Origin of the sequence: Nostoc paludosum FACHB-159, assembly GCF_014698835.1 — a bacterium.
In the GTDB taxonomy this organism is placed as follows: domain Bacteria; phylum Cyanobacteriota; class Cyanobacteriia; order Cyanobacteriales; family Nostocaceae; genus Nostoc; species Nostoc paludosum.
The window spans coordinates 1-13615 of sequence record NZ_JACJTU010000098.1 but is presented as its reverse complement, the minus strand read 5'-3'; the positions used below and the strand labels follow the sequence as shown (position 1 = coordinate 13615).

Annotated in this window: 11 protein-coding genes and 1 pseudogene; 10 read left to right on the top strand and 2 right to left on the bottom strand. The window is 40.4% G+C overall.

Features of this window, described 5'->3' with window-relative positions; all coding sequences use genetic code 11:
• From H6H03_RS37775 to H6H03_RS37755, 5 genes and pseudogenes are all read left to right on the top strand, one after another.
• Nucleotides 1-314, top strand: a pseudogene (locus H6H03_RS37775) (toprim domain-containing protein); the annotation flags it as partial.
• 576 nt (nucleotides 315-890) lie between these two features.
• Nucleotides 891-1163: a hypothetical protein gene (locus H6H03_RS37770; protein ID WP_190960119.1), complete on the top strand. Its 273-nt coding sequence runs from the start codon at nucleotides 891-893 to the stop codon at nucleotides 1161-1163.
• Nucleotides 1164-1381: 218 nt separating this feature from the next.
• Nucleotides 1382-2218: an alpha/beta fold hydrolase gene (locus H6H03_RS37765; protein WP_190960118.1), complete on the top strand. Its 837-nt coding sequence runs from the start codon at nucleotides 1382-1384 to the stop codon at nucleotides 2216-2218.
• Nucleotides 2219-2700: 482 nt separating this feature from the next.
• A complete protein-coding gene (locus tag H6H03_RS37760) occupies nucleotides 2701-6348 on the top strand; it encodes a GAF domain-containing protein (RefSeq protein WP_190960117.1) in 3648 nt (1215 codons plus the stop codon).
• A gap of 14 nt (nucleotides 6349-6362) precedes the next feature.
• Entirely contained in the window at nucleotides 6363-6734 is a 372-nt protein-coding gene (locus H6H03_RS37755; protein WP_190960116.1) for a response regulator, read from the top strand.
• 296 nt (nucleotides 6735-7030) lie between these two features.
• Here H6H03_RS37755 and H6H03_RS37750 read toward each other — a convergent pair whose 3' ends face one another.
• Both H6H03_RS37750 and H6H03_RS37745 read right to left on the bottom strand, forming a co-directional pair.
• Nucleotides 7031-7621 (bottom strand): hypothetical protein, encoded by a 591-nt coding sequence (locus H6H03_RS37750; protein ID WP_190960115.1) that lies wholly within the window; start codon nucleotides 7619-7621, stop codon nucleotides 7031-7033.
• Nucleotides 7622-7729: 108 nt separating this feature from the next.
• Entirely contained in the window at nucleotides 7730-8167 is a 438-nt protein-coding gene (locus tag H6H03_RS37745; RefSeq protein ID WP_313932032.1) for a serine hydrolase, read from the bottom strand.
• A gap of 65 nt (nucleotides 8168-8232) precedes the next feature.
• Between H6H03_RS37745 and H6H03_RS37740 the strand changes: the two genes are divergently transcribed.
• The 5 genes from H6H03_RS37740 (at nucleotide 8233) to H6H03_RS37720 (ending at nucleotide 13493) form a co-directional block, all read left to right on the top strand.
• Nucleotides 8233-8472 (top strand): hypothetical protein, encoded by a 240-nt coding sequence (locus H6H03_RS37740; protein ID WP_190960114.1) that lies wholly within the window; start codon nucleotides 8233-8235, stop codon nucleotides 8470-8472.
• Entirely contained in the window at nucleotides 8469-8915 is a 447-nt protein-coding gene (locus H6H03_RS37735) for a type II toxin-antitoxin system VapC family toxin (RefSeq protein ID WP_190960113.1), read from the top strand. The genes H6H03_RS37740 and H6H03_RS37735 overlap by 4 nt, the downstream gene beginning before the upstream one ends.
• A gap of 99 nt (nucleotides 8916-9014) precedes the next feature.
• Complete coding sequence (locus tag H6H03_RS37730) at nucleotides 9015-9770, top strand: ParA family protein (protein ID WP_190960112.1); 756 nt, start codon at nucleotides 9015-9017, stop codon at nucleotides 9768-9770.
• Nucleotides 9767-10915 carry a ParB/RepB/Spo0J family partition protein gene (locus H6H03_RS37725; protein WP_190960111.1) on the top strand — a complete coding sequence of 383 codons (1149 nt, stop codon included), beginning with the start codon at nucleotides 9767-9769 and terminating at the stop codon, nucleotides 10913-10915. Before H6H03_RS37730 ends, H6H03_RS37725 begins: the two co-directional genes overlap by 4 nt.
• A 91-nt stretch (nucleotides 10916-11006) precedes the next feature.
• A complete protein-coding gene (locus H6H03_RS37720; RefSeq protein ID WP_190960110.1) occupies nucleotides 11007-13493 on the top strand; it encodes a DEAD/DEAH box helicase family protein in 2487 nt (828 codons plus the stop codon).
• Nucleotides 13494-13615 lie beyond the last annotated feature (122 nt).

The following is a 13615-nucleotide window of genomic DNA, read 5'->3' as shown; positions in this document are numbered from 1 at the left end:
CACCAATTGATGCAATGTCAGCAGCCACCTACTTGATCTCAAGTTGCAAGGGACTACCACCAACTAGAACCATGTTGATAGTAGCTGATGACCCAAATAACCTACCTATGGAATTTCTCAAGAGTTTCAATAGGGTGGTCGTAGCATTCAATAATGATGATCTTGGGAATAAAACAGCTAGTGCAGTATTAGAATTGTTGCCACAGGGTCAAAGGCTCAAAACTCATAATCCTGATTGGAGTCAGGAACTAGAAGCTCATCTTAAGGAGGAGCAACAAAAGCAGAAACAGCTTGACCGTGGTTTTAGTCTGTAACCCACGCCGATTCTACCGAACTCGTTGCCGCTTCGCTCGGCTCATGCGGTCTTCGGGACGGGCTTCCACGATCACTGGTTGGCCCGACAAGCTCCGCAAGCCCGCCCCGAAGACTCCGCGTTGCCGCATGATCCGCAACGAGTTCTCACATCAAATATTTGAAGATACCCAATAAGAAACAGACTACAAAAAATTTTGAAACAGTTTTTTGAAGTACCTTTGCAACTCCCTTGTATTATCAATTTTGATAAAAAATCCCCAACAGCAGCAATTGTCCCATAGGGTAAAAGTAGTTCTATTGCATTCACCATAAGGATTAGAGGCTATTTTCACCTCAACCCCCAGGTGTCCAATTGCTACCATCTGACTACTATTTGCAGTTACCAGCAGTTGTAAACTGTTAAAAGCTGTAACTGCAATTTGCATCTTTTAACTGCTCCTTACTGCTAACAGGTAGCAAAAATGCGTAAAACTTGTGATTTTAGTCCTAATGGGCAGTTATCGGGCAATTTGTAACTTACGCTACATTTTATGCAGTTGAAACTCTCTTAATCCTACGTATTTATCGGTGTTTGTATGAGCGATGCCAAACAGGAAATTCTTTCTATTAAACGAGACAGTAACAACATTGATGGCCAAATACTCAATTTTTTAAAGACTGACCCTATCTCACCTGGGTCTACTTTAGCTGATGCAGTGATGGTAACTCTCAAAGCTCATTGGCTACCTTTGGTGTTGTACTCAATGGGAGTGCGTGGTGAAAAATTACGCTTGCCCACTATTTGGGCGCTTCACCAATTGGAAGCACAAGCTCGGCTCATTCGTCGCATTTGTGGGATTGATACTTGATTGAAGCGCAGCAGCGAGAAATGCTTTCTCAGAAACAACCAGGGCGGGGTTTTAGTCGATGAGTCGTGTTGCGCCGACGAACTCGTTGCCGAAGGACGCTCAATTAGGGGTTGGGCATGGTTGGGAGATTGCCTGTTGGTGTTTGAGCCTAAGATAATTTTGAAGAGATCGCTAAAAGTTGAAAATTGAAGTCCAAGTTACAGTTTGGTAAGGTTGAGATGAATCAAGCTGAACAATTGCAAGATCAGTATGTCAAAGTCGGCTCTGTAAATACCCGATATTGGCAAGCGGGAGATTCAGGCAGCACGGTCATTTTGCTTCATGGTGGTGGCGGCTACATTGAGTTGTGGAAGTACAATATCCTTGAATTAGCCAAACATCATCGCGTTTATGCGTTTGATATGGTGGGTGCAGGTCGCTCCGATAAACCCGATGCTGCTCATTACACCTTTGACTTCATGGCTCAGTTCACGCGAGATTTCATGAAGGTTTTAGAGATACCCAAGGCAAATTTGATTGGAACTTCTGCGGGCGGTGGAGTAGCACTCACTTTAACGTTGAACTTCCCACAATTAGTTGAGCGACTAATTCTGGTTGGCAGTGCGGGTCTAGGGAAAGAACTTAATTTTCTGCTTCGAGTTACCACAATTCCTGGTTTAGCTAAGTTGTTTAGTTCACCAAGCAAATCAGGTGTAGCGATGTTGTGTAAACAGGCAGTGTACGACTCAAAACTAATCACTGATGAAATTGTTGAAGAGTTTTATCAAATGGCAACGCTTCCAGGAGCAGCAGAAGCAACATTAAATCTAGGTCGTTCAAACTTTAATATCTGGGGGCAATTCTATCAGTCAATTGCTGACAGATTGCATACTATCGAGGTTCCGACCCTAATTATTTGGGGCAGACAAGATCCGATGGTTCCTGTAACCCATGCTCAGAATGCCGTTAAGATTATTTCTAATGCTCAGTTGGAGATTATTGAAGAGTGCGGTCATTGGAGTCCGATTGAGCATCCACAAAAATTTAATCAGCTAGTTCTAGAGTTTCTATCGTGATTTTTGAATTGGTTGCTTCGCTATATTTAGGCTTTAAAGGAAAAGATTGCCGGAAATTAAAGGATAAGCTTGCCGCATCAGATGTGAGGAAACGCCTAACAATTTTTTTTGTTAAGTTTTGCGTGAATACCTTTCGCTCTCACAAAATCTTCACATTTGCCATACAAACTCAAAATAGTAGTCTTGTCAGCCATCATGGCTACAAGTTTAAATAAAATCAATTTACGTTCATTGATGACGCAGCCTGATTACAAACTGAGGAAAAGTAAGAGCCTATTTATAAAGTAAATATTAAGTACGGTGTGTTACGGCTACGTAATGATGTGGGAGTTTAAGAGAATGAGGATTAGCTATAACGCACTGAGAAATATGGTGCGTTATAGCAAAGCTTAACGCACCATACAATTTAAGCTTTACTTTATAAATCATCTCTAAGAATAATCTTCTTAATATTTATCTTTATTCCCCCTTGTGAGTCATTTATGAACAGAAACGATTTTTTACCAGAAAATACACCAGTAGATTTAAATAACTGTGATCAAGAACCTATTCATATTCCTGGTTTGATTCAGCCTCATGGTATTCTCATAGTTTTACAAGAACCTAAATTCAATATTATTCAAGTTAGTCAGAATACTTTTAATCTACTTGGTATTCCCACTGAAGAGATATTGGGTAAAACCCTAAAAGTATTGTTCAACAACTGGCAAATCCGTCTCATAAAAAAATCTTTAACAGCAATACCTGAACAACTTAACCCATTGGACTTATATATTGAGACCAAAGAAGGAAGAAAAAAATTTGATGGAATTATCCATAGGTCAGATAGATTCATAATTCTTGAGCTAGAACCTGTCACTCAAAAAAATAAAGATGATTTCTTGAGCTTTTACAAGTTAGTACAGCCGATTATCTGCAAAATGCAACAATTAGTGCATTTGGATGAATTGTGCCAAATCATGGTCAAAGAAATCCGAAACCTGACAGGCTTTGACAGAGTAATGGTCTATAAATTTGATTCCGGAGGTGCAGGTGAAGTTATAGCAGAAGATAAATTAGAAAGCTTAAGTCCTTTTCTTGGCTTACATTATCCACCTTCCGATATACCTAAACAAGCTAAAAAATTATATACACTCAATCCTTTGCGCTTAATTTCTGATGTTAATTATCAACCTGTAGAACTGATGTCTGTTTACAATTCAGTCACCAATCAGCCTTTGGATCTTAGTGGCAGTGTTTTAAGAAGTGTTTCTCCCATACACATTGAGTATCTCAAAAATATGGGTGTGACTGCTTCTATGTCAATTTCATTAATCCGAGATCAAAAATTGTGGGGGTTAATTGCCTGTCATCATTATTTATCGCCTAAATATGTTACCTATAAATTGCGTACTGCTTGCGAATTAATAGGTAGAGTGATGTGTTTAGAACTCGCTGCAAAAGAGGAGAATGAGGATTTAGAATACAAAGTTTACTTGAAGGAAATTTTATCTGATTTTTTAAATATTTTTGCTGAAAATTACAATTGGATACAAGCTTTAATCCAAGAAAGAAGTAATTTATTAAATTTAGTTAGTGCTGAAGGAGTGGCAGTTTGTGATGCAGAGAATATTACGATAATTGGTAAAACTCCTATATTAAATGAAGTCAAAAATATTCGTGATTTTTTAGAAAATCACATTTTCAATCAAGTCCCACATAATTATATTTATGAAGTCGATTGTTTGGCGAAGATTTACCCAAAAGCAGAAAAATTTAAAAATATCGGTAGTGGTTTGCTAGCGATGATGATTTCTCAGGAACACAAGCAGTATATTTTGTGGTTTCGTCCAGAAGTAATTCAAACTGTTAATTGGGCAGGTGATCCTAATAAGCCAGTAGATATAAATGCAGACGGTAGTATGCGTCTATCTCCACGTAAATCTTTTGAATTGTGGCAAGAAGAAGTAAAATTAACATCTTTACCTTGGAAGCTATGCGAAATCGAAGTAGCCAAAGAATTGAGAAATATAATTGTTGGGCTAGTTTTGCAGCAAGCTGAGAAAATTGCCAAACTTCATCAGCAATTAATGATAGCTTTGAAAGAGGCAAAAATGGGAGTATGGGATTGGGATTTACTGCAAAATAGTATTGTTTGGTCAATTGGTCATCATCAGTTGTTTGGGTTAATAAAACAGGATTGTATAGATACTTATGAAGCTTTTAAACGCTTGATTGACCCGCGAGACCAGGAATTTGTAAATTTAGCTCTCAATCAGGCTTTACGTGAGCAGCGTGATTATTATCAGGAATTTCGTGTGGTTTGGACTGATGGCAGCATCCATTGGATTGAAGGTAGGGGTAAATTTTTCTTAAACGATGCAGGTCAAGCTGTGCGATTTTTGGGGACGTTGGTAGAAATTAGCGATCGCAAGCTTGCCGAAATTAAATTACAACAACTGAATCTAGATTTAGAAAACAGAGTTCAAAGACGGACTTTAGACCTAGAAAATTCTCAAGCAGCACTGCAACAGCAAATAAAACAGCAGCAACTGGTGATGGCGATCACATTACGCATTCGTCAGAGTTTGCATATCAATGAAATCCTCAACACTGCTGTAACTGAAATACGCGAGTTTATCCACGCAGACAGAGTGTTCATTTATCGCTTTGAGTCAGACTACAGTGGGTCTGTAGTGGTGGAATCTGTCGGCGATGATTGGACTACTCTGTTGAATGTCGAAGTTGAAGATACTTGCTTAATGGAAACTCGTGGAGAAAAATACAGACAAAGGGATTTTCAAGCTATAGAAGATATTTATACAGCAGACCTGAATGAATGTTACCGTGATTTCCTAGCTCAATTCCAGATCAAAGCCAACTTGGTAGTTCCCATCTTGCAGGGAGAAAAGCTATGGGGGTTATTAGTTACCAACCAATGTGGGACATCAAGGCAATGGCAGTCTTGGGAAATCGATTTCCTCCAAACATTGGCAATGCAAGTAGGTATTGCCATTCAACAATCAGAACTATACCAGCAACTAGAACAAGAACTGCTGGAACACCAACGGCTTGAAACAGCCTTGCGACGCAGTGAAAACTTGTTTCGTTCTCTCAATGAGTCTGCACCTGTAGGTATTTTTAAGGCAGATGCTCAAGGGAGAATACTCTATAGTAATCCTTGCTGTCAGAAAATTTGTGGCTTCACCCTTGAGCAATCAATGGGAGATGGCTGGAGAAATTTTATTCACCCTGAAGATTTAGATGTGTTTGTACATCAATGGATTGCTGGAGTTTCAACACATCAGCAACTCTGTACTGAATTGCGTTTTGTCCATGAAGATACAACTTTTCGTATTTGTCGGCTAGTTGCTGTTCCCATTTTTTCTGATGCCAGTAAATTTATGGGATATGTCGGCACTATAGAAGATATTACAGATGATCGGGCTATGGAGAAAATGAAAAACGAATTCATCTCCATAGTCAGCCATGAGCTACGAACTCCATTAACTTCTATTCGTGCTTCTTTAGGATTACTAACTGCTAGTGGCATCAGAAATCAACCAGAAAAAATACAGAAAATATTAGAGATTGCTTCTAGCAATACAGAACGCTTAACAAGGTTATTAAATGACATTCTTGATTTAGAGCGTCTAGAAACTAACACATTTGTCTTTAATAAAAAATCCTGCGATGCTATTACACTGTTACGCAAGGCTGTGGAATCTATAGAAGCAATAGCTAAACAAGACAATATTTCTTTGCAGATATTACCTGGTTCTGGTCAAGTGTGGGTAGATGAAGACAAAATTCTTCAAACTCTTGTCAACTTAATCAGTAATGCCATTAAATTTTCTCCCCCTCATACCACAATACAACTGAGTGTTGAAGAAATGCCGGATAGCTATTTATTTAAAATTCAAGACCAAGGTAGAGGAATTCCTAGCGATAAAATAGAAACCATTTTTGGCAAATTTCAACAGGTAGATGCTAGTGACTCTCGGCAAAAAGGAGGAACAGGTTTAGGTTTAGCTGTTTGTCGTAGCATTATCCAACATCACAGGGGCAAAATTTGGGCGGAAAGTGTTTTAGGGGAAGGTAGCACCTTTTATTTTTCTATACCTAAATCGGTTGATATTTCCCATCAGTAGCAGAGAATAAAAAAATGACAAAAAAACGTATTTTAGTAATAGATGATGAACCTGATCTTGCCTTTATAATTTCAACTTGCTTGGAAGAATTTGGCAACTGGAAAGTGTTGAAAACTGAGAATTCCAAGGAAGGTTTGACGTTAGCTCAGACAGAACAACCGGATGTCATACTTTTAGATGTGATGATGCCGGAAATGGATGGAATAACTTTATTGCATTGCCTGAAAAGCGAACCCAAGACCCAAGTAATTCCAGTAATTTTTATGACTGCTAAAGTACAAAATTCAGACTTAGAACAATTTAGCAGCTTAGGAGTTGCAGGGGTAATTAGCAAACCATTTGACCCCTTAACACTGGTAGAACAAATAACAGAGATTCTGTACTAGAGTTTAGACTAATGGGGAGCATCCCGTTTTGGTATTGAGTTAGGTCGAGGGGAAGTATTATCTTCCCCTCGACCTAACTCAATACCCTGTTAGATTAATATTGCAGTTTGATAGGTTACTCATGGCAAGTTCTACCGAGCTAACAGTTTTACAGATTGACGGGTTTACGATGCGACCTATTCAAGCTTCCGATTTAGATGCTCTTGCAGCAATTTTGGCTGATCCTGAAGTAACTCGCTTCCTACCAACCCGTGGTGTTCTGAACTTAAAATCCAATCTACAGAAAAAACACTCTTCTACTTTTTGTACACTCTGATTAACGGTATCACCTTTGGTTGGTTAGGATTAATTAAGTTTAATCTATAAGCCGTTCTTAAGATATCTTCAGTTTTCTCGCCTCTGACTGTAACTATATAAGTTGCTGGTTGAGAAGCATCTTTTTCAATTTTTTCAATTTCCTTGTCTTGAAGAATCGACACATTTTTTAATCTTTGTGGGACGTTGCATAAATGCGGCATGAATTGGCAGTTGAAACTATTGAATATTCCTTCTAAGTTGAACCAATTTCTCTCATCATTCAGCAACGCCCTTTGTGGTCGCGGAGCGTTAGGATGCCAAAGACATAAAACACCTGTAGAATTAGGGAATTTTAGTAATTGTAGAGCATATTTTTCATTATTAACTTGAAAGTGAGATGTTTGAGATATTATAGCTTGATTCTGTGGTGGGATTTTCTGAAATACTTCTTGCGTTCTCTCATGATAGCGGCAGTTTTTATCGATAATTGGTTCACCAGCAAAAGCAGGTTTTGATAATGTCAATATACTTGCACTATAAAAACCTGAACTTATTAAAGCAAAAGCAATAGTTTTAAATAAATTAGGCATAATTGAAATTTTACGTTTGATAATAACGACGGGGTAAAAACTTAGATTGTTTCTACAGTATTTCTGCATTTCAAAACATGAAATTCAATTTTTAAGCCTAATTAGTGTTTATTTACTCCATTTATCCCATGCGGCTCGCGCTATCTTTGCGATAACTTGTTCGCGTGTGGCATCATCAGCCTGAGAATCTGAGACAAAGACGGCGATCGCCAAATGTTGCCCATTTGGTAGTGTTACCAGTCCCACATCATTTGTTGCTGCCGTCACTCCGCCCACAGTGCGTGATGTACCAGTCTTGTGTGCTACAACTGTCCCATCAGGTAACAAACCTTTAATACGCTGTAAACCTGTGGGTGTTTGCGTCATCAATTGCAGCAGTAATTGTTGGCTAGATTTGGAAAGTCCTTGCCCTTGGTGCAATGCACGTAACAAAACAACTGCGCCATTAGGTGTTGCATAATTGCGATACTGTACGGCTTTGTCTTGTCCAATTTCCTTCTCTGTGTTGGCTACAACAATATCTTTGATCCCAAGCTCACCTAAAATTTGTTCCCTTGCTAAACCAAATAGGAGTCCTATACTAATATAGTGGGAGTATTCTGGAGGTCTAAATGAATGTACAACTTGTTAATTCCCTCGTAGAAGTGGTACTAAACCTCTCCCCCGAAGAGCAAAAACTCTTTCAAGAAAAGCTGAGTAACAAGCATCTAACGTTACTAACTAATAAACCTCAAACATCGGAAGAGAGATTATTACTTTGGCAGGAGTGGGTAGATACAGCACCAAAAAGCTATGCCAACCTTGATGATGAAGCTCTGCGTCGAGAAAACATCTACGATGATGAAGTATGACCGATTATTTATTAGATACCAATATCCTGTTACGCTCCAGGGATATAGCTTCACCAGATTACAATCTTGTCGATCGCACAATCAGGTATCTAATATCTAATAACCACCGATGTTTTATTACATCTCAAGTTTTAATTGAATTTTGGGTTGTAGCCACCCGTCCTGTAGCTGTAAATGGATTTGGATGGACACCAGAAGAAACCAAACGAGCGGTGCAAATGTTAATAAATCAGTTTGAGTGGCTAGAAGAAACGCCAGATATATTTCACATTTGGTTTAGCCTCGCTACAAATCACAAGATTTCAGGTAAACGCACCCACGATTTACGTATACAAGCAGTAGTGCTTGCCCATAACATCAGCCATATTCTGACCTTAAATCCAAAAGATTTTGTAGAAGTTGAAGGAATTACTATTGTTCATCCCAGTAGCATAAACAGCTAGAGACTGGGATTTAATGTGATCATAATTTTTGATAAACAATACCAATTTACCCATCAACAGTTATCTTTAACTGTAACGGTGCAGTAAACCAACTCACTTATGAGCCGAATCATCGCAATATTTAATCAGGCGGGAGGTGTTGCCAAAACCACCCTTACCCAAAACCTGGGCTACCAAATAGCGCAATTGGATCATCGTGTCCTGCTCATCGATATAGACCCCCAAGCCAGCTTAACTATCTTTATGGGTTTGGTTCCAAGGGATTTAGACGAAACCGTTAATAATGCCATTGTCGATGAACGACCCCTACCAATCCATGAGGGCATTCATGGCATGGATTTAGCACCGGCTAACATCTCTCTTGCTACGGCAGAAATGCAATTGGTTAACGCTTCCATGCGCGATTTCCGCCTCAGAGAAGCCATCGAACCAATCCAAGAGAATTACGATTTCATCCTTATAGATTGCCCTCCCAGTTTAGGGCTACTTTCTTATATCTCCCTTGTAGCTGCCACTCATATTCTCGTCCCTCTAGAAACCCATTTCAAAGCCTTTGAGGGTACAGGCGAACTGTTAAAAACTGTTGCTACCGTCCGCAACAAACCCAACCGCAAATTGCAAATAGCTGGGTTTGTGCCGACAAAATACGATGCCCGTAACTCTCAGGACACTCGTACCCTAGCAGCCATCACCGAACAACTAGCAAGCGCCGGAACTGTCTTTGCGCCCATTCCTCGCTCTACTGCTTTTGTTGATGCTTCAGAAGAACGAATGCCCCTTGCAGTTTACGATCCAAAGCACCCATCTGTCCAAATCTTGAAAAAAATAGCCGTTAATTTAGAATCCTTAAAATGAGACGCACTACTAAAGCCAGCCAACCCCTTAAAAGCAAAATTGAAGTACCTTGGGACACTACAGCTATCAATAATGCTGCTTCTTCCCAATCTATGCCGTTAGACCAGATTGTTCTGCCAGCGACACAACCGCGCCGTTACTTTGACCCGGAATCGTTAAAGCAGTTAACCGAATCTATAAAACAGCATGGCATCCTGCAACCTCTGTTAGTCCGCCCCGTTGCTGATGGAAAACACGAACTAGTAGCAGGAGAGCGCCGCTATCGTGCTGCAACCGAACTTGCGTTAAAAGAAGTACCCGTTGTCATCAAAGAATTAGACGATAACGCAGCTTTCCAACTAGCACTCGTAGAAAACTTACTGCGGGAAGACCTTAACCCAGTTGAAGAAACTGAAGGCATACTGCAACTGCTGGCTCTCAAACTATGTCGAAGCCTTGAAGAAGTACCCCCATTACTGTATCGTCTACAACGCTTGCAAAACAAAGCATCTACAGTTACCCATAACGTTATGGGCGCAGTTGAAAGTGACTCTGATAATAACGCTATCAGCGACGATGAAGGCGAAGGTGATAAACCTACCCATAACGTTATGGGCGGAGTTGAAACTGAGTCCACTAATAACGTTGTCAGCGACGATAAAGGCGATATTGAATTATCTACCCATAACGTTATGGGCGAAACCGAAACGGATGATTCAGCCCTTAATCATGAGCCTGCTGTCAACCAAGACCTCAAAATCGTTAAAGAAGTGTTTGATGGCTTAGGGTTAATGACCTGGGAATCTTTCGTTAAGAACCGTCTACCCTTGCTCAATCTCCCAGAAGATATCCTTGATGCGCTAAGGGAAGGCTCACTTGAGTACACCAAAGCTAGAGCGATCGCCCAGATTCAGAAATTAGATGAGCGTGTTGAGTTTTTAGAACAAGCTATTGCCAACAACTGGTCTTTAAGCGAAATCAGACAGCGCATTAGTGAGAAGAAAGCCGCAGCATCTACCTCTAACACCGAGTCTAACGATTACAAAGAGCGCTTTACTGCTGCGACTACTAAACTAAGAAAGTCCCGTATTTGGTCAGACCCTAAGAAGCGCAAACAGATAGAAAAACTACTTGCACAACTAGAGACGCTGACAAATGTTGAGTAACCTGACATACCAAAACCAGGACGTAGAAGGCAAAATGCTCAAATATTTTTTATACTAAGCTTTAGTGCCTAAGATTCATGTTTAAGTGACCATGCTAGAGTCAGAAAAACTTATCCAGATAGTACAAGCTTGGTTAGGCTACATCAGGTTAGAAGAACTGACTCAAGCTGAGGTCGAGCGTTCTTCAGATATTTATTCAAAGGTAGTAGATAAGGGAGTGCAGCTTGTTGGCAACAAGCTACTGTTAGATAGCGAAGTATTTACACAATTCCAGCAACAGCAACAAGCGGCTAAAAGAGGGAACAAAAATGATGTTCAGATGGCTGTTGCTTTCCCACAAATCTATATAATCAACGGCAAGGGCAAAGAGCAAAAGCTGAAATACCTGCCTCTTTTCACAATCGATATTTCGCTCATCTTTAAAGGTAATTACCGCAAAACTGGCTGGGACTTGACTGAGTACGAGTTTCAGCCAGTGGTTGTTAACTTAATGCGGCTGTACGGACTAGAAGAAGAACAAGCCGAATCACTGATTGTTGCGTCAGGAATTGGAAAATTTTTAGAAGACACATTTAAAGGAAGATTCCCAACGCTTCGAGACTTTCTTGAATTGGTAGACTTACCCGAAGTCAAGTACAAAACCTCTCGACAACCTTATTTGCTACGCTGCGACTTTACACCCTATAACGCCCTTCTCAAGCAAGACATACAAGAAATACTCAAGGAACTTCAACAACCTGACTCTAAGGCAGAATGGCTAAATGAAACTCATCCAGCCATGCAGTACCTTTGGGGTCAGCTACAATCACCCAGAGATGAGGTGATGTTCTGGGGTGCTTTCCCGGATCATGCACCTGATGAATTTCAAGCCTCTGTCCTCAAACACACCCAGGAGAATTTACTAACTGCTGTTTGTGGCCCACCGGGGAATGGAAAAACGGAGGTCTTCCTGCACCTCATAGCCCAGCAAGTAGTAAATCGGGCGTTACGACTTGTTCACGGTGAAGATGATGCAAATAATTTAATCTTCTTTGTCGCCACTAATAACAGCACCGTTAAAAAATTCCAACAACGATTGACTATAAAATCTCCTGGTCAACAGTTTTATCTTCCAGGCGGAAACCAAACTAATATCCGTAAGGAAACCTTACCCAAACTGCAATCAACTCAAGATTGGCTGCGTAATACTGAATTTAACCTAGATTCTTGGCAACAAGCCAAACTCTACTTACTACAAGCCGAGAGTGAAATTCAGCAACTTATAGAGCAAGACCGCTTGAATACTGCTCAAAAAATTGTTGATGTCGAACGGCTAGAGCAATTGGATGTAGAAATCCAATCTCTCAATGACGATATTGCTGCTAAGTCTGTCTCCTTAGAAGCCCAAACTGAACAGCTATCAAGTTTGGCTGCTTACGAAAATTTTCCCATTGATGCTTACGAACAGATACAAATTGCGTTATTCCAAGCAGAACGCGAACTGCCAAAAGATTCTGACTCTATTACAAAACGCGCCTTGGACTGGCTCAATGCTACCACCGACAAGCGAATTTTTCAGCGTTTGGCAAATCGAGTAAACGCGGCTGTTTTAAACACCTTGGCAACAGCGCATCCCTTTCAGATACCCATTGACTCCACCAGTTTAACCACAGCCATCACCAGCGTTAATCAAAAAATCGGTTTCTCACGGCAATGGCGGAATCTTAACTCCGAAGTAACTGAAATTCAAAACAAAATAGCGGCTTTAACCAAGGAACTAGAGTTAAAGCAAGCTCTACATCAACAAATCCAAGAACAACTTGATAGCTACCCCCAACAAATTGAGCCTATCGTCAATATGAGCGATGATACCATCAAGCAATATTTCAAAACTGCCTTTCTGGATCGGGGCATGAAGAATGAAGATTATTATCGCTATGCCCCCACCGCCAAATACACTGCTACCGCTTATCATCGTGCTGCTGGTGCTAGTGGTACAGAAGGGGACAATGGCAATGGCATTATTCTGAGAAATCATTACCGTTGCACCCCGTCTATTATTCAGTTTTGCAGCCCCAACTACCCTGGTGGTCTGCAAATTCTTTCCGATAATCACCAGACCGCAACAGAGCCTCATCTACTGGCTTACCATGTTGAAGGAAGCCACACCCATAACACCAATCCAGAAGAAATCAACGCTGTAGAAGCTGTAATTACATCCTTGCTGAAGCAAGGTTACTTTATTAGCGCGGAGGATAACTCAAAGACTATTGGGGTAATGTCGCCGTTTTTGCAGCAAGCTAACGCGCTCAGGTATCGGCTCTCTAACCGTTGGCGAAACTTTTGTTGGGATGATATTGGCACGGTTCACACTTTCCAGGGAGGAGAAAAAGCAGCTATCATCTTCTCTGCTTACCAGTGTCACCAAGAGCATAGTTTTTGGTTTCTTAATCGTAAACCCAATTTACTGAATACAGCCGTTAGTAGGGCAAAGGAATTGTTTATTTTAGTGGGGAATGTTAGGGAACTAGAGTTAGCAGGCGGTGAAACTAAGCGGTTAGTTGAACATATTCGGCAACATGGGGAAATTCGTACTTGATTTATTACTACTTTATAGACTACCGTTAAGTAAGAATATTCTTGCTACTATTTGGTAAGACTATGCAAGTTGAAAAACTATCAATTTCCTTACCAGCGTCCCTGGTGCAATTTATTGAAGGT